Annotated in this window: 15 protein-coding genes; all 15 read right to left on the reverse strand. The window is 34.2% G+C overall.

What is annotated here, in order from left to right; all coding sequences use genetic code 11:
- Window position 1: 1 nt before the first annotated feature.
- The 15 genes from G634_RS0101320 to G634_RS17540 all read right to left on the reverse strand — a co-directional run bounded on the left by G634_RS0101320 (window position 2) and on the right by G634_RS17540 (window position 21,936).
- The gene (locus tag G634_RS0101320) at window positions 2-853 is read right to left on the reverse strand and encodes a hypothetical protein (protein WP_026503776.1); all 852 of its coding nucleotides are present in this window, start codon (window positions 851-853) and stop codon (window positions 2-4) included.
- Window positions 840-2,945 (reverse strand): hypothetical protein, encoded by a 2,106-nt coding sequence (locus tag G634_RS0101325; protein WP_026503777.1) that lies wholly within the window; start codon window positions 2,943-2,945, stop codon window positions 840-842. The genes G634_RS0101320 and G634_RS0101325 overlap by 14 nt, the downstream gene beginning before the upstream one ends.
- Window positions 2,946-3,040: 95 nt before the next feature.
- Window positions 3,041-3,577 carry a hypothetical protein gene (locus G634_RS0101330; protein WP_035798479.1) on the reverse strand — a complete coding sequence of 179 codons (537 nt, stop codon included), beginning with the start codon at window positions 3,575-3,577 and terminating at the stop codon, window positions 3,041-3,043.
- Between the two features lie 49 nt (window positions 3,578-3,626).
- Complete coding sequence (locus G634_RS0101335; protein ID WP_026503779.1) at window positions 3,627-6,074, reverse strand: adenosine deaminase; 2,448 nt, start codon at window positions 6,072-6,074, stop codon at window positions 3,627-3,629.
- Window positions 6,071-6,556 (reverse strand): hypothetical protein, encoded by a 486-nt coding sequence (locus G634_RS17535; RefSeq protein WP_051233613.1) that lies wholly within the window; start codon window positions 6,554-6,556, stop codon window positions 6,071-6,073. Before G634_RS17535 ends, G634_RS0101335 begins: the two co-directional genes overlap by 4 nt.
- Window positions 6,557-6,565: 9 nt before the next feature.
- Complete coding sequence (locus G634_RS0101345; protein WP_026503780.1) at window positions 6,566-8,083, reverse strand: Y-family DNA polymerase; 1,518 nt, start codon at window positions 8,081-8,083, stop codon at window positions 6,566-6,568.
- 362 nt (window positions 8,084-8,445) lie between these two features.
- Window positions 8,446-9,264 carry a hypothetical protein gene (locus tag G634_RS0101350; RefSeq protein WP_026503781.1) on the reverse strand — a complete coding sequence of 273 codons (819 nt, stop codon included), beginning with the start codon at window positions 9,262-9,264 and terminating at the stop codon, window positions 8,446-8,448.
- Window positions 9,265-9,356: 92 nt separating this feature from the next.
- Window positions 9,357-10,205 (reverse strand): metallophosphoesterase, encoded by an 849-nt coding sequence (locus G634_RS0101355; protein WP_155830483.1) that lies wholly within the window; start codon window positions 10,203-10,205, stop codon window positions 9,357-9,359.
- Between the two features lie 134 nt (window positions 10,206-10,339).
- Complete coding sequence (locus G634_RS0101360) at window positions 10,340-11,893, reverse strand: sodium/proline symporter (RefSeq protein ID WP_026503783.1); 1,554 nt, start codon at window positions 11,891-11,893, stop codon at window positions 10,340-10,342.
- Between the two features lie 159 nt (window positions 11,894-12,052).
- On the reverse strand, window positions 12,053-12,730 hold the full coding sequence (locus G634_RS0101365) for a GNAT family N-acetyltransferase (RefSeq protein ID WP_026503784.1): 678 nt from the start codon (window positions 12,728-12,730) through the stop codon (window positions 12,053-12,055).
- Window positions 12,730-13,335 carry a hypothetical protein gene (locus G634_RS0101370; protein WP_026503785.1) on the reverse strand — a complete coding sequence of 202 codons (606 nt, stop codon included), beginning with the start codon at window positions 13,333-13,335 and terminating at the stop codon, window positions 12,730-12,732. The genes G634_RS0101365 and G634_RS0101370 overlap by 1 nt, the downstream gene beginning before the upstream one ends.
- A 250-nt stretch (window positions 13,336-13,585) precedes the next feature.
- Window positions 13,586-15,325, reverse strand: coding sequence for an ABC transporter ATP-binding protein (locus G634_RS0101375; RefSeq protein WP_026503786.1), 1,740 nt, complete (start codon window positions 15,323-15,325; stop codon window positions 13,586-13,588).
- Window positions 15,322-17,100 carry an ABC transporter ATP-binding protein gene (locus G634_RS0101380; protein WP_026503787.1) on the reverse strand — a complete coding sequence of 593 codons (1,779 nt, stop codon included), beginning with the start codon at window positions 17,098-17,100 and terminating at the stop codon, window positions 15,322-15,324. Before G634_RS0101380 ends, G634_RS0101375 begins: the two co-directional genes overlap by 4 nt.
- 189 nt (window positions 17,101-17,289) lie before the next feature.
- A complete protein-coding gene (locus G634_RS19995; protein WP_051233615.1) occupies window positions 17,290-18,276 on the reverse strand; it encodes a DUF559 domain-containing protein in 987 nt (328 codons plus the stop codon).
- Window positions 18,277-18,300: 24 nt separating this feature from the next.
- Entirely contained in the window at window positions 18,301-21,936 is a 3,636-nt protein-coding gene (locus tag G634_RS17540) for a DUF4011 domain-containing protein (RefSeq protein WP_051233616.1), read from the reverse strand.
- Window position 21,937 lies beyond the last annotated feature (1 nt).

The following is a 21,937-nucleotide window of genomic DNA, read 5'->3' on the forward strand; positions in this document are numbered from 1 at the left end:
TCTAATTATTTAGCCTTATTCCAGTTGCAATTATATTCTTTGCTCTATGAAACTTGCTCTTTGTATGAGTAGAATCATCTATTGCTTCCTTTAAAGTAAGATATTCATTACTTTCAATGAAGTAATCTATTCCCTCATCATAAATACCATTTTTATTTACATCATGAAAAAGAGCTGTATTATGAGCCACAAAGCATATTTTGCCTGCCTTATTTTTTCTCTTTTCAACTGTAAATGTATGTATTCCTTTTAAGATATTTATTTTGTCATTGAACACCGATGCCACTACAACATCACTCCACTCACCTAACTCATCAAGTTTTTTAGAGCTATCGCCTACTATTGTCTTTACTTCAAATCCTGACAGTTCATGATTTTTATCATTTTTGCATGCAGAACCAAGCTCATATTCTTTCCAAAAACGTTTTCTGTAAAACGAAGAAGAAAAATAAATCGTTACACTTTTTAATGTCGTTCCCCATTTTCCCAGTAATACCACACCTTTTTTCTCAAATGCGGAAATAAGATATAACAATTCTTCACCACTAAGACTATATCCAAGTGCGGTATATGCATTTGCAACTGCCATGACTCCGCATCCCGACTTACCCATAGTAGAAATTCCATATTTAATATTGTCCCAGACAATCGAATTCTGGTTTTCAATATATTTTCCCTGTTTGTAAGCTTTTTCAATGACTTTAGTATTTATGCAGCGATTATTAAACCTTTTTGTTTTGGTCACAGGCATATGACTAAGAAGGTGGATGACTCCTATTATGAGCCATCCATCAATATAATCTGGTATAAAAGCCTTCAAAAAATTTCTTTTTTCAAATTCATCTCTGTCCATTTATTCTTGTATTATCTCCATTTGTTTCTATCTCGTCATTACTGCATTGTTTTTCAACTCTGCTGTAAACAGCGCTTATTATAAAACAGATAATACCACATATAAGAGTTGCAAACGCTTTTGCAAGTGTATCTTTTGCTGAATAATCAAACAATCCCAATTTAAAAATAAAAACAATACATAAGAAAAAGCCCAAAACTCGCAGCCCCTTTGAACGGAACTTTTGCATAAGTCCTATCACTATGCATGCAAGCGCTATTATAAGCGAGCACATGCTGATAATATATCCTTCTGCATCATAACTTATAAGCGCGCTCAAAAGCACAATTTCATATTTAAGTCCTGCCCAAAACAGCTCATCTTTATTATCAAGATGATGCTTAAGGTTTACAGTTACGAGCATGAAAGTCAAAAAAATGTATAATACATGCAAAATTTCATTCTTAACAAAATGCATACTAACAAGACACACTATTATTCCAACCGAATTAATTATCAGTTGAACCAAAAAATAAAACGATATATTACTGCTTTTTCTTTTTCTATAGTTAAGCACCATGACAAAAGCATTAATACCTAGAATAAACAAAATCTCAAAGAAATATATAATTTCTTTTTGTTCCAAATCAAATTTATTATAGTCAATAATCTTGTAAAAAAGGATAAACGCACTAACTAATGACAAAAAATACGAATATCCTTTATCTTCATCTTTTCCATCTGTTATATATTCATATACCAAAAATACAACAGAAATTACAAATGCTGTTCCCAGTGCAAAATGCACTTGTGGATTGTTAGAAAACAATAACAAAAAGACCTTAATAGCCAAAAAATCATATGCTTGATACTTCAAATACTTGTTAGAAGTTACACAGCCAAGTCCCATGACTATTAAAATATATGCTCCAAGTATAATTGTACTTACAATCATCATATCATGCATATTGTAGATAAACGCCACAAAAAAAGCCAATGACGAACCAACTGTTGAGGCTTCTAAAAGATTTCTGATTTGTGACTTGGAAAATACCACAATAGACAAATAGACATACACTGCACCTGTACAGGCAAAGAGAATAACACCAACAAAAGAAGGTACATCATAATATTTAAGCACATTTGCTATTGCATAAGCGACATACGCAAAGCATGCTACACTTACACCGCCACACTTTTTATCCAAAAAGGTCAGTTCCTTATACGCAATATATATCAAATATGTCAGCGCAATTATAAGATTAAGTATCATAACAAAAGGATAATCACCTTCATTACGCATAAAATCTGTTTTATAAGTAAATATCAAAAATGCAGTTATATTAAATATGTCTTGCAGATACATCTGATTTCTTTCAGAATAACAAATAAATGCATAAACCCCCGAAAAAACCACCATGTATATCATAAGTGGAATAAGTACTTCAGTGTCTTCGTTCCCCATTGCAAGAAGCATAGATAAAATAAATCCAACATTTCCTGCATAACCAAGAGCAATTTTTGAACTTTTGTCTACAAGCAGAATCGATATTCCCCATGCAAGTAAAAGTACATACAACACAACATCATTTATAGCATGAAAATATGTCTTAGATACTATTAGTGACACATATACTGCACCGGCACCGCATACTTCAATTCCAGTGAACACAGCCATATTATTGTATTTTCTGTGTAAGACAAAACCTGTTGCAAATATTATGATGCTCACCATGTACATTATGAACATCTTAATTGCCTCATCCATATGTGGAATAAGCGCTTTTGCAAACATTATAAACGCAGCAATTATAAGAAAACTTGCAAGAATCCCCATAAGGTTACTTCCAAGCCAAGCTTCCTTTTTATGAACTTTTTCTGTATCATGATGTTCTGGATTTATAAACGAATTTCCATTAAAACTATTGTCATAACCAAAATTTGCATTCCCATTAATATTAGGATTTCCTGTAAATCCTTGATTCTGATTTATATTAACATTAGGATTTCCTGCAAATCCCTGATTCTGATACATATTAACATTGGGATTCATGGTGGTATTAGAATTTTCCACAAATCCCCGACTTAATACATCAGTATTATCTTCTTTCATACTCTTCACCCCTTTTTCAATCGGATTATCAGATTATTATTTACTTATAAACGGAAAACAAACACAGAAATTTAAAAACTATTATCATTATAGTTCTATTCTCCAAAAAAGAAATCTAATAAATCTGACATTTTATCCATGATTTTTGTCTGTTCCCCCAAAAATGTATTCGCCTTGAACTGAATATTATTCATATGATTTAAATCAACTACATCAATGCTCATTTCTGAATTTCCGTATTTAACAATCTCAAGTACCTGTTTCTTATCGCCATACTTAGTAAAAGATAACGTCAGTATATTTCCATTTTCTTCATCATGAATATCAATCGTAGTAATAAGACTTGTTTCTATTATTTCATATTTTACCTTTTTCTCTGCAAGATATTTTTTAGCTGATGCAACATCCATCACATCAATCTGACTTGCCATGTACGGATAGTATTTTACAAACAGTTTAGAAGGTTTAGTTTGCCACTGAGGGTTTACTGATACTTCCAGACTCTGTTCGTTGACACCATCGTTTTTTATTTTGGCACTTGACTCTTCAAAAGAATAGGTATTGCCACATGCAGTAAAAAGCAAAAACATAAAAAATGATATAGTAATCAATCTTTTACACGACTTCATCATTTATCACACTTTCATCTAAACTACTCCTCCCCGATATTTTGACATATAATCATTTATCGTTTATTTTTGTTTGTTCAAGCAAGTGATTTTCCTCATCAAAAATCTTCACATATCCATCCAACGTATCAGCCTTTTTCCTTAAAGCATTTGAATGTCCCCATACAAAAATCTCTGCTCTACCTTTACCATTTTTGGCTTCCTGAATCATATTGGCACCAGAGAGATTACCATCAAAAGCAATTACCACAGACGGTCTTCTCTCAAAGATTTCATAGTTAAAACTCTTATATATTCCTGAACTTTCGACTTCAGTCGACACACGAATAGAAACATTAGACTTAATTAGATTATTTTTCTCCTGTAAGGTAATAAGCGCCGGAACAATAGAGAAACACTTAAATCTATCTGCATACTTATCAACAAGATATTTCTCATACCCGGTAAATCTGTTACCTATTACAAAAAATACCTCTTCAGGATCTAGCGTTTCTACGAAATCATCAAGTTCTTTTATAGCTTCCTGCATTAATCTTGTAGTTCGTTTCTCTGAATTAAAAGAACCACCCATTATAATGATTGGAAGCTTATCCCAAGGAAGCTGTTCAATTTTATTACCAAGTTCGACGCATACATCGTATTTGCGAGCACTTTGAATTTTTAAATGGATATCTTTTCGATATTTTTCCATCATCTCGATAAAAAAAGCTTCCATTCCCTTATTCTTCGTAAGTTCTAAAAAACGTTCCTTTTTCATCGAATATGCTTTTTTACTCTCTTCGATAATCTCTGTCTCTGTATCCTTCATCTGCTGCAACTCTTCAACAGATAAATCGAGCATTTTCTGCAAAGAAAGCTGTTCATCAATAGAACTTGTGCCATATAAAGCGGCGCCATCAGTACCTTGAACACACTTTACGCCCATCATCAAATAATCTTTCAAAGGATGATTATCAAGATTGCTGAGATTATTAAGCCGAACATTTGAACTTATCTGGAATTCAAGTACAATATTATTTTTCACTATCTCATTGAAAATACGCTTACCTTTTTGCGTTTTCAGTCCATATGTATATAAACCATGACCAAGACGCATCTTAGGCATCTTCTGACCGGGTTCAAGACTATCTTTTACGCACATAATACTGTGATAAATATTATCTTTCTGGCTATCATTTTCACCTGCATGTACTCTTATAACAAATGAAGGATCTCTTGCTGCTATCTTTACAATCTCTTTAAAAACAGGCTTCAAAGTGATTATATCGTTAATCTCTTCACCTACAAAATCGCAGCCTGCAACATACGGATCATAAGAAACTGCATTTAATACCTGCAGATTCTGCATAAGATAATCCTCTGGTGTCACTTCATCTTTGATTATAGTAAGAGGAATTCTTCGAAGTGCAGCCAAAAATCTTATCATAACACCAGTTTCTTCATAAATTTTGGGCATAATCTCATGAATCTGACAAAGCTGCTTACTTGATTCATATTTTTTCACCAAAGTCGTATCACTTATTTCAGCATAATGTACACCCTGCTTCTTGTAACCCCTGGCAATCCATAATAAATCATCCTGAAAAATGGTATTATTACAATAATAGGGATTTTCTCTATCTTTAAGCATTTGATAAAGGGCATTCTTTACATCTTTATCGGGAATCTGCTCAATGTTGTGAAAATTGATTTTTTCTTCGCTCTCTTTTCCCTTGGTAAAAACATATCTGTACAAATAAACCTTTTCAAGATTTGTAAAAACAGCCTGACCATCCTTCAAAACACATAGAGATCCCCGGATTTTCACTATATTCTCTTCTGCATGATTAATATTTCCCAGTATCAAATCCGCAAAATTCACAAACGTATTATCGTCAATTTTCCTGTCTAGGTACTTTCCTTTCAAATCAGACGAAATAAACTGCCTCTCAACCTTCTCTCTTTTCTTCTGAACTTTTTCCCACTGAGACATTGTCATATCGAGATCTAGTTTTTTAACATAATAAAGAGGATATTTAATCTGATGATAAATACCAAGTGCAATCAAAACATCCGGCGAAATATTGCCATTCATATGTGTATGAAGATCTGCTCTGAATTTTACCTTTCTTGGAACAAAAGTATTAAAAATAGTCTTGGACAGTCCTAGCTTGTAATCTCTTGTCTGACTCATAAGAGTCTTGGCGATAGACGGAATAGAAGCACATACCTTCACACTTCCGTCTGGATAAATATCTGCCACTTTTACATCTTTTAAGCTAAAAATATACACTTCTTCATTATTACCATTTATAAAGCATGGTACCTCGCCTCTTATCACGAGCATGTCATCATCATTTAATTCAAGCGGTAAATCACACATCTTAGCCAGATTTCTAATGAGATTTCCCGAATGATGATTAGGCGTTTCAAGTTCGTAATACATTCTGTCCAAATCTTTGTAAAGACTGACAATTATGTCTTTTTCATTATCTAGAAAAAAGAAGGTAAAATAGGTCATCTAACACTCTCCCTGCACATAACATCAACTATGCTGTTAATAGGAATCAAATCACCTGATTCCATATAAATCATTTGGTTATACACATCAATTTTACTAACAAAACCTTCTTTCGTCACGTATTTTCCGCCTTCTTTTCTTCTATCTTTGACGAAAAAAGTAAACTCTGCAAAAGTCTTAACGTCTGTATCTTTATTTTGAGTTAAAGCCTTGCACAATTTTTGCAATTCATAGTCTATTTCTTCTTTTCTATTATCAGATAGAATAGGTTCCCTGCTGGTAAAACGAGCCTTTTCGTATATTTCATCTTCAAATCCTGTAAGAGCTGCAAATGGAGCAAACATCGCTGCGCGAAGTGATATAGGCGCATGAGCATGCTTTCTTACGCCATTCCACTCGACGTCTAGTATATCTCCATATTTCCTCATAGTTTCAGCATCACTTCTGTACTTTATATCGGATGTTTTATCTCTCTCATACATACGCACCTCCTATGCCTTATGCCCGCCAATCTGAGCATTTCTAAGTATTGTGGTAGCTCCATCTAATAAATCTGTGCCTTTAAAAATAGCATTTTTACCATACTTTTTCTTTATTACAAGAACTGCTTTCTGCATATCCTGTTCTTTCTTTAGTGCAAGTTTTTCCTTTTCTCTCTTTTCTTCCTCTTGCGCAACATTTGTAAAAAGAGTAAGCTGTTCAAAATGTTCTTTATTACTTTTAGCCTTTCTTTCATCTTCTAACTCTGATGCCGCAATATTTATTCGTCTTATAAGTAAAATAGGATTAACTATCCTCTCATAGAGTTCCAGCACCTTATCTGCTATTGTTCTGATAGAGGAAGTTGGCTTTTCTAAATTGACACACCCTGTAGAATGCTTTGGAACAAGCCTTCCATAAGGATCCATCTTAATTTCTCCTTTGTATTTTTGCCTTATTTCCGGATTTCCAAGGTTTTCGTGATCGTATCCTATTGTAAGAACTATATGGCTTGTCACAAGATTTTTGTCAATAAGATCAAGAATAAGCTGTTCTGTCATTTCCCGTATTATAATTCTAGCCTTTATGACATCATAAGGCATAGATAGAACCTGCCCCGTGCTGATACTCTCTGACCTTGGCCTATAGTTCTTAATGTCTGCAATAGTAGAATTTTCATATCCAAAAGCGTGATCTATCAGATACTCAGCATTTACACCAAATAGTTTGAACAAAAAATCCTCATTGATAAGAGCCATTTTTGCTACATCGCCCATAGTGTACATTCCATTTGCTTCAAGCTTTTTTGCTATTCCTCTTCCAACCCTCCAGAAATCTGTAAGCGGTCTGTGATTCCACATCTTCTCTCTGTAACTTATAACATCAAGTTCTGCAATTCTTACACCATTTTTATCTGCAGGAATATGCTTGGCCACCACATCCATCGCCACCTTACACAAAAACAGATTAGGCGCAATTCCAGCAGTTGCTGTAATTCCGGTTTCTTTGAATACCTCTCCTATTAGCTTCTTCGTGAAATCAAATGCATTAAGACCATAAGTATTAAGATATCCCGTTGCATCTATAAAAACCTCATCTATTGAATAAACATGAATATCCTCCGGTGCAACATACCTTAAATAAATACTGTATATTTTCGCACTAATTTCTTCATATCTCTTCATCCTGGGCGGTGCTACTATATAATCAAGTTCTAGCGAATTATCCTGTAAAAGCTCAGCTTCAAAGAAAGATTTGCCAGTAAAAACGTGATTTTTAGCTGCAATTTTCCTTGCCTTATTAATGTTATTAACCATGGCTTCCACCTCGAAAAGCCTTGCACGACCAGGAATCTTATATTTCTTCAAAGAAGGTGAAACCGCAAGACATATTGTCTTGTTAGTCCTTTCGCCGTCCGCAACAACCAGATTCACAGAAAGAGGATCATAACCTCTATCCTTACATTCAACTGATGCATAGAAAGATTTCAAATCTATTGCAATATATGTTCTTTGAGCTTTCTTTTCCATATTTTTCTCTCATCAATTATTATAGTTTTTACATTCTTTCTGCTAAAATTATACTCTATTCTGCTAGAAAATGGTACTCTTTTTTCTTGTTTTTGGCATATTTCATGCTATTTTTATCAATCAAGTAGTTTCTTTCTGTTTGAATTCCTTCGCATCCGCCATTGTATATCCAAAAAATATCAAAAAAGGTGCGAAGATTTTGTACCGTCTTCAAAAGTCAGATGTAAAATCTAACGCTTGTAAAATTAGTACAATCTTCGCACCTTTAGCATTTTAAAAGAAAAAACTCAGCAAATATTTCATTTACTTATTTTTCACTGGTAACAAATTCTTTATTTAGTTATTTCTATCTTAGTTGTTAATCAGTTGTCTCTATTAACCTCTACGCCTTCCATTGAAATATCAATTGGATTACCTCCAGCACCATATCCTGATCTGTAGTACGTAAGACCCTTGCCCCTTGTCCATTCCATTCTGCAGTACCATCCGGTCTCTACAGCTGTATCCCAACATCTATATCTGCAGATATCATTATCATGTTCTATTCTAAGCTCATAAGTATCCTTAGTTTTTTGTTCATCATCCTTTGAACAAACACTAATTCCATTTTTCAAAAAATCATCTTCAGTCGGAACTTTATCTGTTAAATCCTGCAGGTAATAAATTTCCTCATCTGTTACATAGAAAAGACCAAGTTTAAATCTGTCAGAACCATCCACATCTTTACTTCCAGGGCATTCATCATGGATAATCGTGATAGAATAGACCATTCCTTTAGTATATTCTGCTCTTTTACTAACCTTGACCTTTACTTTAACATTATCAGTATCTTCTAACATAAGTTCTTTAACGTCATAGGAATACTCTCCTTCGTCACTAAAAAAATAGTCTTTTGCACTGAAAACAGAATTCTGCTCGGATTTTTTTTCGCCATCGTTGTTAACATCTTCCCTAGAACTATCTGCAATGCCACTTTCACTAGCGTTTTTCAAGGTGTCATCTTCAGAGGCACTACTTCTGCCAGATTTTACCAAATCATCACTTTCTCCAGAACTTTCCAGCGTAGCACTTTCGCTAGACTTTTCAGAAGGAAGAGTTGTATCTCCAATAAAACACCCTGACAACAGAGTACTCATGGAAAACAGCATTGATGTTACAATTACTACTTTTTTAATCTTCATTTCTTTTTCTCCCTGTAACTTTTGTATTATTTCCAAAACAGTCAAATTTCAGGAAATAACACCAATAACACTTTTTTCATACAAAACAACAGTTACTCTATATCTATTATCACAATTTCAGGTGAACTGAAAAATCGCGGTAATGGCATTCTCTCTCGTGATAATCCCCTGCTTACCACCATCTTGGTACCATTTGAAAGAAAATACAATCCATCAACATATTCCGGAAAAAGTCCCTGATCTGGAGCAAGCACGCCATATTTGGTAAAAGGAATTCTCCATTGACCTCCATGTGCATGGCCTGCCACTACCAGATCAAAATCATATTCTTTGTATATATCAACCTTCTCCGGCCTATGTGATAAAAGAATTTTATAATTAGAAGACTTAGGATCTGCAGCATCAAGTTGCATTCTCCATTCATCCATTGACATATACATAGGATCATCAACGCCGCATATGTCAATAGTATTGCCTTTTACAAACGTTGTTGTAAAATCCCCCTCCAGTACAACAATCCCCTTTGACCTAAGGTAATTCTTCGTTTCCCTTGATCTACCACTCCAAAGTTCGTGATTCCCTGCAACATAATAACAAGGATATTTGCATGCAACCTGCTCAATAAAAATCTTGGAATTGTCATCACTAAACTTGTCATCAAAAATATCTCCAGGTAGAAGAATTGCATCAACTTTTTCTTTATCAATCAATCTTGTAAGTGTAGACTGATTTTTCCCGTAATAGCAGGAATGAAGATCAGAAACCAGTGCAAAGCGTACCGTTTTTTTAATCTTGCCTCCACTTTTTAGAACTATGTGTTCTGCTACTACCTTTTCATACCGCGCAGCCAACGCCATAAGTACAAGTGCAATCCCTCCAATAAGAATCCTGCGACACCCTTTTTGGGTATTAGTAATCTCTAGCCTTTTTTTATTTCGCAAATCAAGACCACCCCTTTTTATTTCATTTTAATTACAAGAAATTGTCACAATTATCTCACATTTTTAAAAAAAGTGCAAGAAACGATAGTAAATGCCTAATCTGCGAAGTTTTTGAACTAAAGAAGCAAAAAGCATTACGACATCATCTTGACATGATCAAACGCATCTACAATCTCCTTCTCTGGCTCTTTAGTAAGAAGACTTACCACGATGATAACTATAATCGCTACAAGAAATGCTGGCGCAAGCTCATATAGATTCCATACACCACCAAGTGGTCTTACAAGATATTTCCAAACAAAAACCATGACACCACCAGATACCATTCCAGCCATAGCGCCGTATTTATTAGCTCTTCTCCAATATAAAGACAAAATCATGATAGGTCCAAATACAGCTCCAAATCCTGCCCAGGCAAAAGAAACTATTCCAAATACAGAGCTATTAGGATCCCAGGCAATCACAACACCAAATATTGCCACAGCTATAAGAGTTGCTCTTGCAACAAGCATAGCAGCTGTTTCAGATAACTTAATTCCAAATGTCTCCTGAATAATATTCTCAGAAACAGATGAAGATGCTGCAATAAGCTGAGAATCGGCAGTCGACATTGTAGAAGCAAGGATTCCTGCAAGTACAAGACCAGCTACAAGAGCAAACAAAAATCCTCTCTCACTTATCTGCTGAGCCAAAATAACAATAAGAGTTTCAGCCTTGGATGCACTTGAAGGATTGTCTGCGTCAACAAGGCTATTCAAAACACCCACCTGAGTCATTGCTCTTCCAACAACTCCCAGAAATACTGCAATTCCAAGTGAAACAACAACCCATACCGATGCTATTCTTCTTGAAAGTTTCAAATCACTTGATTTTCTAACCGCCATAAATCTCAACAAAATGTGAGGCATTCCAAAATATCCAAGCCCCCAACAAAAAGTAGTGACCTTGCTAAAAAATCCATATGGTGCAGCAGAATTTGCAACATTGTCAAAAGTTGCACTAAGATTTAGAAATCCAGGAAGTGCATCTGTATTGGAAAACACCGCTTCCATTCCCTTAGCCGATGAAATTCCATATCCAAGTACAAATAATAGTGCAAAAGACATGACTATCGATTGAATAAAGTCAGTCTTAGATGCCGCCAAAAATCCTCCAGTAGTAGTGTATCCCACAATAATCACAGCAGAAACAATCATAGCAAGCTGATAATTTACTCCGAACAATGATGAAAAAAGCTTTCCACAAGCTGAAAAACCCGATGCTGTATATGGAACAAAAAATACTAAAATAAAAAGAGCCCCTATACACAAAATAATATTACTGTCATCACGAAATCTTTTTTTGAAAAAATCCGGAATTGTAATAGCATCAAGTTTCTCAGTATAGTTACGAAGTCTTTTAGCTACAAAAAGCCAGTTTAAATAAGTTCCAACTATAAGTCCCACTGCAGTCCAGCCAGCATCAGCAATACCCGTAAGATATGCAAGCCCTGGAACACCCATTAATAGATATGAACTCATGTCAGATGCTTCCGCACTCATAGCTGTGACAAATGGACCAAGTTTTCTTCCTCCAAGATAAAAATCCTTAACATCGTTAGTATCTCTTGAACTAACAAATCCTACCATAAGCATCATGGCAAGATATACCAGAATAGAAATGATGATACCTATTTGAGCAGTTGTCATAATTCCTTCTCCTCTCTTTTCACTTTAATAGACTAATTCTTTGCTAGTATACCACAATAAAGTATTAAATCAAAGTAAAAAACGGCATCTCCCACAACTACTGTCACAAGAAACACCGCTCTATTTGCCAATATTATATTTTTACATAAGTTAACAAATCTATTTCCACATCCACATGATAAGATTATCAGATTTCGACAACCCCAGTTTTTTCTGAAGGCATATTGAAGCCGTATTATCTTCTACAATCTGAGCAAATGGAATAAACCCCTTTGATATAGTGCGTCTAATCATTTCCTTTTCCAGCTCCTGACCATAACCACACCTTCTATAATCAGATAAAACCTGTAGCATTCCCATACTACCTTCTTGGTGTTCTCCGATAAACCCCACAGCCTTACCATCTTTGTAACCGATAATAATATTCTTTCTTTCAATAGCCTTTTTTATATCTTCCTCGCTTATATGATTATACTCGGAAATGATAAAAGAAAAATCATCAAGTGTAGCTTCTCGAAAAGATAATTCACCATCCAGCAAAGGAACACCTTTTTGAAGATATGCTACCTGATAACAATTCATTTTCCCTGTAAACTTGTATTTATCATAAATAAGATTGCCTAATTTCAAGTTTGAAGTTAGGACAAGAAAAATATCTGACATATCTATTTTATCTAATTCTTCCAAACCTTCATGAGCATCATCACAAGCAATCATTAAAGTTTTACTGCGCTCATCAAATACGATAAGTTCTTTTTCAGTATTAACTATAATCCTGCCTGTTCCGCGATCAATAACATGTTTGAAATTTAAATTCTCAATTAAATTAATATCCATTACAAATAATCCCTTACATTAAGAGTTTCACCGCTACGCGTTTCTTCATCTATTATTCCTGGAACAAGCTCAGTTACATATGCATCACCAGTAACAGGATCTATATAATAACGAATCTGAGCAGCCGTGTATGACCTGAAATAAACAACTATCTGACCAGATTCATTAGTTGATACATCCCATTCAATAGTGTATTCTCCAGATTTTTCCATATTTTCAAGTTCTGGATTATTCTTGTAATTATACTTTTTTATAGCAAGAAGAGCTTGCTCATTTGTAAGCTTATTATTAACATCGGAACTTTTCTCAGTATTATTAGTATCAGAACTGTTTTCGTTATCCTTAGAAGAAGTATTTTCTTCTTTTTGAGACATTTGATTTGATACTGATGTTTCCCCTGACTGCGCGGTTTTATCTTCTTTTACCGTTTGTTCTGACGATGATACTTGTTCTGAATCTTTTGCTTTTTTTACTTGGTCTGATTTTTCTGTTTCTACTGACAAAACTGTTTGTCCTGTAACTCCTACATCAACCTTTGGAGTACTGCACGCTAATGCATTGATAGAAAACAATGCTACTAATGCTAAAAAAACTCTTTTTTTCATCTTATTATCCCGTTTTTCTAAAAAACATTCTACTGATATTCATAATTTTCATCCACACAGATGTTTTATCAGTGAAAGCCTCACATATAAAATATTACGAATTAACTCCTCCTAACAAGTTTATAACATCTTACACAAAAAAACATCCCCCCTTGTTTTGTATTGCTTTATAAATCAATACTTTTTTACAAAGAAGGATGTTCTTTAATTTGAATTCTCGCCAGGATTATGGCTAATCATCAGCTTGAATTCAAGCAATCTTCCATTTTTCTGATTGAAGCTGTACAGAGATCATATGCTTATATATTCCATCTGTCTCTTTTAGTTTTGCCGGTGTGTCAGATTCGGCAACTGTGCCGTCTTTTAGCACTACAATCTTATCAGCACCATCAACTGTACGCATTCTATGTGCGATTATCAGAACTGTCTTATCTTTTATCAAATCGCTTATTGCTTCCTGAATCAGTGATTCGTTATCAACATCAAGAGATGCTGTGGCTTCATCCATAAGAATTATTGGAGCATTCTTAAGGAAAGCTCTGGCAATTGATATTCTCTGTCTTTCACCACCTGAAAGTTCTGATCCGTTCTCGCCTATAAGTGTATTATATCCTTCAGGAAGTCTATTAATAAACTCATCACAGTGAGCAAGCTTTGCAGCAGATATTACTTCCTCATCTGTAGCCTCTTTTCTACCTATTCTGATGTTCTCAAGAACTGAGTTATTAAACAAAGTTACATCCTGGAAAACAATAGAATACATGGACAGAAGCATCTCAGGATCAATTTTGGATATATCCATTCCACCAACTGTAATAAGCCCTTCATCAATATCCCAAAATCTGGCAGCAAGCCTTGAAACCGTGGTCTTACCACCACCAGAAGGTCCAATCAAAGCTGTAACCTCGCCCTGTTTTGCTACAAAGCTGACGTCTTTAAGAACAGTTTCACCGCTCACATAAGAGAACTTAACATTTTTGAACTCAATATCATATCCATTGTTAGTCAAAGTCTGTGTTCCTGTCTGCTCACTGTGTGAAAGAATCTCATCCATTCTCTCGCACTGAGTATCAGTAATTATAAGCGCTGAGAAATTCTGAAGTGCAATCTGTAATGGTTCATACATTCTTGATACTACAAGAAGATACATGAAAAAAGTTATAACATTTATCTCATTTTTCATCAAAAGAGTTGAACCTGTTACTGCAACAGTACCAATTCCAAATTTAAGAATCATCTGGGCACTGCTTACAAAAACAGCATTTAGAAGTTCAGCAGAAACACTATGATTCTCAACTGCCTTGATTTTCTTATTAAGTTCCTCCATATAAGTATCCTGCGCATTGTAAGACTTTAAATCTCTCAAAGTTTCTAGCGCTTCCTGGATACCATCACTGCAGGCAATTCTATATTTATTGCCTTTTCTGTTAATTGCATGAATAATATTTTTAGATGAAAAAACTATAAAAAAAGCTACCGGGAGCACCCATACTGCTGCAAGAGCCATTCTAACATCGTAGAAAAAAAGACTAATCACTACAAGTGTTGTAGAAATAAATGCACCTACAAGTTCAGGAAGCCAGTGAGATGAAGCTGTTTCAATAGTCGCACAGTCTGACATAATGGTACTTGTAAGATCTGCGAGATCTTTTTTTCCAAAAAATGAAAGAGGAATTTTACGAAGCTTTTCTGCGAGGCAGCGTCTTCTTACACCGCTTTCAATATATGTAGAAAAGAATGTTGCGTTATACTGCAAAAACTCAGTAAACGCAAGAAGTGCAAGACATATGATAGTGCCTGCAATGTATAGTATTGTATGCTTATGCGGTATTTTTCCATTTAATAAATCACCTGTCAGCATGAATAACAATCCAACCGGCAGCATTTGAGCCAAATTTGCCAGTGTACAGGCTGCAAAAGCCTTGAACATATCTTTTGCACCTTGCTCTGAAAGCGCGTATTTATGCTGTAATTTTTCTTTTAATTTCATGCACTTTTACCTACTTTCCAATTAACAGATTTCTGATATTCATTCCACATATGACTATAAATTCCGTCTTGAGTAAGCAGAGTCTGATGTTTTCCAGACTCAACTATCTTTCCATCACACAAAACATATATCTTATCAGTATCAACAACAGTAGATAAACGATGAGCAATCATGATTACCGTCTTATCTTTTGACAGGTTTTCAAAAGCTTTTTGAACCTTTGCTTCATTATCAGGATCAGCAAACGCAGTCGCTTCGTCCAGAATAAGGATAGGCGCATTTTTGAGGAACGCTCTTGCAATAGAAATTCTCTGTGCTTCACCACTTGATACGTAAGTCCCTTTGCTTCCTATTATTGTATTGGCACCATTTGGAAGTTTCTGGATAATATCCCAGCACATAGCATCTTTTAAAGCCTTTATAACTTCTTCATCTGTAGCTTCTGGTCTACCCATTCTGACATTCTCTAGTATTGACATCTTTAATAGCTTACTATCCTGGAATACATAAGATACAGTCTTCATAAGTTCTGAAGACGATATATCTTTAACATCAACTCCGCCAATTTTGATACTACCCTCTTTTACATCCCAAAATCTCGTAATAAGGGATGTAAGTGTTGTCTTACCACCTCCGGAAGGGCCAACGAAAGCTACATGTTCTCCAGGCTTTATTTCAAGTGACACACCATCGAGCGCATTTTTCTTTTTCTCATCATATGAAAAAGAAGCATTTTCAATAACTATTCCACTATTATTAGGTTTTTTAGGATTTTTTGCCTCTTTAAGTGGCTCAACATTTAGCAAAACATCCATTCTGTTAAGGGCATCTTTAACCAGCATCTGACTTTCGCCTGCATATGCGATTTTCATTAAAGTGACCGTCAGAATAGGTGTAATAATAATGTAGAAAAGAATATTGTAAAGAAATTCGTTCTCAACACCGTTTTTTGTAAAAAAGAATCCACAGGCAACAAGAGCTGCAAACACACCATTGGCAGCAGTAGTAAAACCTACCATAGGCATTCTCATTGTTATTGTATAAGCAATAGTCCATTTTTCATACTTATCTATTGCATTCTTGAACCTTTTAAAAGAAAAAACAGACTGACCAAAAGTCTTTACTACCGGAATTCCTCTTACATATTCAACCGCCTCAGAAGACATTTCATCAAGAGCATTCTGGTACTCTTTCATATCAGCCTGCATCTTAGATCCCATCATGCCGCCCATCATCAAAAATGCAATAACAGCAGGAATAAGGCATATAAGACCTATTCTCCAATCGAAAATAAAAAGCATCGCAAGAAGTCCTACAGGAGTTGCAAAACTTACTGCTTTGTCAGGAAGACTATGTGCAAGATAAGTTTCTGTTGCAGCACTTGACTCTGTAACTATCTTTCTTATTTTGCCGCTTCCCTCTGTTTCAATGTATCCCATAGGCAGCTTCATTATATGCTGCATCATAGCTGTTCTCAAATTAGCCTGAACTCTAAATGCTGCCAAATGAGAACACATAAGTGCTGCAATATAGATAACCATCGCCAAAAGACTCATACCTACAGCGGACCATCCATAGGACACAATATGCGTTGCTTTACTAAAATCCGTTCTTACTTCGACTACTTCTTTGATAATGCGCCATATAAAATAAAATGGCGCAAGCGCAATAAATGCACTAATCGTAGCAAGAATCCATGAACAATAAGTAAAATACTTATACCTTGAAGCATATTCCATCAGCCTTGCCACATCACTTTTTTTCTTTTCTCCCATGTTATTGTCTCCATCTGTAATTTATGTTTTTGTTTTTTCACAATTTGCCAAAAACATAGACTTGAATAGAAAATATTATCCCAGCTTAGGATATTCTAATCTTTGTTAGCGCGCACTAACTCTCATTTAGAATTATATTGCACCTATGAGTTTTTTTCAACGAAAAAATAAAAGCCGCTTACGCGACTTTTATTTTAAAGATACAGTATTACCTTCAATAACAATATTATCTAATAATGCCAAAGCTTCATCTAGCTTTGCACTTATAGTTTTACCCATGCGTGAAAAGCCAAGCTGATTTGCAACTGTCTTATATAACCCGTCTCTATCAGCTGAATAATTCTGCTTCAAAACTGTAATTAAACCTGCTGCCAATTCCTCAGCTGATATGTATTTTATATCTCGCTTATGACCTGGTATACGAAGTTCAAATTCTTTTTGCTCTATTAAATACAAAAAGCCATTTTGCCTTCTTATTCCCATTCGTTCACATCCACGCATTTCTGTATTAAACTGACGTTTAAATGCGCTTGAAACCTTTTCTTGACCATACTTAAAACAAATCTGTTTTAACAAATATTCCTCTGATACAGGCGCTTCTTTTTCCATAATAGCTTTTACAAAGCTCTGCGTGGTCGAATGAGTATAATAAAGTTCATCTACATCAGCATCTTGATATATTGGAAAAGAAAGTTTTTCCTTAAAAATTGTTTGAGTAAATGTAGTTACATTATCCTCTTCCTCTTTACTTTTTCCATCTTCGCAATATTCATTATTTGCATTTTTCTCAGAATTAATTGCCTGAATACAAGCCTTTAACAAGTTTTCCTTTTCAATTTGATTATTCCTAAACCAATCAGTAGACCAGATACGATAGAATTTCCATCCCATGTTTTCTAGAATTTCCTGACGAAGTCTGTCTCTATCACGAGCATTCTTTGAAGAATGATAAGTTGCACCATCACATTCAATCGCAAGAACATATTCCGAACTATCAGTTTTCTTAAGAGCTAAATCAATCCTAAATCCGCTACAGCCAACCTGAGTATCTACTGTAAAGCCATGATCCCGCAAGTAATCGCATACTTCCATCTCAAATTCAGAATCAAATTGATCAAAAGAATTTACAGAAATTGATCTATCAAGAGCAATCTCACCATGCTCTGCATAATCCAAATACTCTCTAAGAAGCCTTGTTCCTTATGCTCCTGTTCTTTTCAAGTCAATATCATTAGCACTCATAATGGACACAAGCTGAACATTTTCTTTTGCTCTTGTTACTGCAACATTTAGTCTACGTTCACCTCCAAGTTTATTCAACGGTCCAAAATTATACAATAACTTTCCTTGAGAATCTCTTCCATAAACAACACTAAAAATAATAGTATCTCGTTCATCTCCCTGAACAGCATCAAGATTTTTTACAAAAAATGCTTCTTTTTCGGTATCTTTGAAATACCATTCCTTAGAAAAATCATCTTTTCTTCTCTTGTCAAGTAATCTTTCAATCAGATCCATTTGTTTTTCATTAAATGCAACAACTCCAATGCTTCTTTCGGGATACTTTTCAATATTCTTATATATAAGATCAACAATAAAATCAGCTTCTGCTCTATTTGTTCTGCTATTTCTATCATAAAAACCATTCACATGATAGTAATCTACACCTATACCCTCATGATCAATTTTAGATGAAGGAAATGTTATTAATGCATTATCGTAAAAATACTTATTAGAAAACGATATTAACTGTTCATATTTACTACGGTAATGCCATTTTAACTGTATTTGAGGAAACAAACTCTTGCACATATCTAAAATAGACTCATAGCTGGAAATATCATTATCATCTTCTTCATCAGTGTTAGTCTCACCATTGTTTTTGAAAAAATCAGATGGTGGCATCTGCTTGGAATCTCCCACAACAATAATCTGTTTTCCTCTATAAATAGCGCCTATAGCATCCTGAGGAAATATCTGTGAAGCTTCATCAAATACAACTGTATCGAACTCTATGTCATTATCTCCTAATAATGTACTAACACTAAGAGGCGACATAAGGAAACAAGGTTTAATGGTCTGTATAATATTTCCTGCTTCGCCAAGAAGCTTTCGGATGTTTTTTTGTCTACTTTTCTTTTGACCTTCTCTTTTTAGAATTTCAACCTCACTTCCGCCTGCTATCATATCAAAATCCGGACGTTTTGAAGAAAGCTCTGCTTTTATCTGTGCTTTACTGATTTCAAACTGTAACTTATCTTTGTCTTTAAAACGTTTAACTACTCTGTCTTGCTCAATTCGTGTAAAAGCTCGTATTACAGGCTTTTCACAAATCATATGATTAATCCATTGATTATAAAAAAGTTTCTTATATGTAGAAACAATTTTCTTTGAATCAACTTCATTTTCAATGGCAACTATAATATATTTAAGCAGGCCTTTTTCATCTAACTGCTCAAGTAATTCACTGAAACTATTCCAATTACCTAGCGTACCATAACAATCTCTGTACTGCTGTATTTTACTAAATAAAGTTCTAATAGACATTGAATCAAATGCTACATAATCAGTATCAAAGTCATTCTGTAATTTATTTAAATTGTCCTTAGCTAAATTCACAGATTTTGTTAAGGAATTTGCATGTTTGCCAAAAGTTGTTTTTTCTAAATCAAATTCTTCATCTGACATTGACAAAATATTTCCCGAATTAGTTTTTTTATCTAAGAAGCCTTTTACTATTTTTAATTCTTCGCAAAACTTTGTATAGTCAGTATCAACATTTAATACTTTTATCTTTAAGACATCTGATATCTTATTTTTCTCTTCATCAAACTGCTCTATAAGATTCTGATAATCCATAAGCGATTTCATATATGTCTGCACCTTAGAATATCCTAATTTCATTCCTGTCTTTGATGTCAAACGTATATCTGCAATGATTCTTTTATAATCAGCACTAAACAACCGCGAAAAAAATCCAGAATAAAGCCTTATTATTTTATTGTAATAATCTTGACCATCAAGCTTATAGATGCTTTCTTCAAATACCTCGTTAATACTATCCCTTAACGGAATAATTCTTTCACTTAATTTAGCCATATTATTTAGTGTATTAAGCAACAAATCCAGCTTATCAACTATAATCATACTAGGTCTAATAAAAACAGCCTCAGAAAAAATGTTAAATATACTCACCACTTCTTCAACATCTGTCCAATGAGTAATATTAAAGCAATACTTTGATTCAATATCATCGATTTCATCAATCAAGCCTTTTAAATCTTCAAATGTCTTTTGAAGTTTTTGCTTAAACTTACTTTGTTCTTCATAAGAAAGCATGTGTTTATTATATCCATACCATACATTTTTTCGATAATCATACCCAATAGTAGGTATATACTCTTCATACTTACAAAGAAGTTCTGATGCACTCTTTAAATACTCTTCATCTTTGTCGACAATGTGTTCTAATAGAAAATCTAATTCTGGCGCATCTCTCTGAGCTGAATATGCTTCATAAAGCTGATACATAGATTTATTAATACCAGGAATAGGTTTATGTAATTCCTCTGCATATTTATCAAGCCTTTTCTGAAGATTTTCTTTTTCCCATATTTCTTCCTCAGCTTTGGGTGAAACACTACTTTTTTCTGTAATTAAAGTCTTATATAGATTATCTATAACTTTTTTCTTATTTGATTTATGGCTATGTAATTCCAGACAGAATTCTTCCAAACCAGCTTGTTTCAACTTCTCATATACAACATTAAGTGCAACAAGCTTTTCAGATACGAACAGAACCTTCTTTCCATCATACAAGCATTCTGCAATTATATTCGTTATAGTTTGAGACTTACCAGTTCCAGGAGGACCTTGTAACACAAAACTCTGTCCCGATTTAGCCATTTCAATTGCTTCTATCTGACTCGAATCAGCATCAACAACTGTATGTAAATCTATTATTCCGTTTATATCAGATTTTCTTTCAAAATCATATGAAAAACTTAGAAAATCCCTAGCTTCTCCAAGAAGCAAGCGAACATTTTCATTTCTTAGTATCTTCTTTTCATTATTGATAAAATCAAGATACATATTTATCTTCGTAAAAGCAAAAATACCAATCTGACACTCTGACGTCACCTGCCAGTGAAGTTTGGAAACCTTTTCTTGTACCTTTTCAATATATGAAGTAAGCGATTCATCTTCCTCATACTCTGGAAGCGTCAATTCATATTGTGCATTTAAATAATAACTAAACGTCGGATTGACAATAACCTCTTCATCAGTAAGCTCGATAAAGTATGGATCAACTACAGATTCATTTTTAAAAGTAATCGGAACAAGTAGTAATGGAGCTTTATTCACAACAGTTGAATCTTCTTGCTCTTTCCAATGAATGAAGCCAAATGCCATATGTGCAAAATTGTTACCAGTTTCTTCAAGACTCTCCTTGGATTTTTTATGGATTCTTTTAATAGTATCAATTGGATTTAGTGATTGAGAATAAACCAAAATCTGATTATCTTGATTAATCTTATGCGAATACAAAGCAATATATTCATTTTTTCCCAATTTATCATTATTGACTGCATCATTAGTATTATCTTCTACAAGACCTGCTACTATTTCTGTTTCATCGTCTGTATCTAAATCTTCCACCAATGGATTATAAATTTCAAACGTAGATTTGCTAATACATTTATTAAAAAAAGTTTCGCCATCTGGATAAACCACTTCGGCTCCTAACGTTTTGGAAGCTTTAAAATTTATCATATTGTTGCGCTTACTTGTATCAAGAAGTTTCTGAGCCCATTTTTCTAATTTTTCGTTATCCATA

Source organism: Butyrivibrio sp. NC3005, assembly GCF_000424545.1.
Classification (GTDB): Bacteria; Bacillota; Clostridia; order Lachnospirales; family Lachnospiraceae; genus Butyrivibrio.

Bases quoted from the DNA above. Each gene is read 5' to 3' on its own strand.
- G634_RS0101320 (WP_026503776.1), bottom strand. From the start codon at position 853: ATGGACAGAGATGAATTTGAAAAAAGAAATTTTTTGAAGGCTTTTATA.
- G634_RS0101325 (WP_026503777.1), bottom strand. From the start codon at position 2,945: ATGAAAGAAGATAATACTGATGTATTAAGTCGGGGATTTGTGGAAAAT.
- G634_RS0101330 (WP_035798479.1), bottom strand. From the start codon at position 3,577: ATGATGAAGTCGTGTAAAAGATTGATTACTATATCATTTTTTATGTTT.
- G634_RS0101335 (WP_026503779.1), bottom strand. From the start codon at position 6,074: ATGACCTATTTTACCTTCTTTTTTCTAGATAATGAAAAAGACATAATT.
- G634_RS17535 (WP_051233613.1), bottom strand. From the start codon at position 6,556: ATGTATGAGAGAGATAAAACATCCGATATAAAGTACAGAAGTGATGCT.
- G634_RS0101345 (WP_026503780.1), bottom strand. From the start codon at position 8,083: ATGGAAAAGAAAGCTCAAAGAACATATATTGCAATAGATTTGAAATCT.
- G634_RS0101350 (WP_026503781.1), bottom strand. From the start codon at position 9,264: ATGAAGATTAAAAAAGTAGTAATTGTAACATCAATGCTGTTTTCCATG.
- G634_RS0101360 (WP_026503783.1), bottom strand. From the start codon at position 11,893: ATGACAACTGCTCAAATAGGTATCATCATTTCTATTCTGGTATATCTT.
- G634_RS0101365 (WP_026503784.1), bottom strand. From the start codon at position 12,730: ATGGATATTAATTTAATTGAGAATTTAAATTTCAAACATGTTATTGAT.
- G634_RS0101370 (WP_026503785.1), bottom strand. From the start codon at position 13,335: ATGAAAAAAAGAGTTTTTTTAGCATTAGTAGCATTGTTTTCTATCAAT.
- G634_RS0101375 (WP_026503786.1), bottom strand. From the start codon at position 15,325: ATGAAATTAAAAGAAAAATTACAGCATAAATACGCGCTTTCAGAGCAA.
- G634_RS0101380 (WP_026503787.1), bottom strand. From the start codon at position 17,100: ATGGGAGAAAAGAAAAAAAGTGATGTGGCAAGGCTGATGGAATATGCT.
- G634_RS17540 (WP_051233616.1), bottom strand. From the start codon at position 21,936: ATGGATAACGAAAAATTAGAAAAATGGGCTCAGAAACTTCTTGATACA.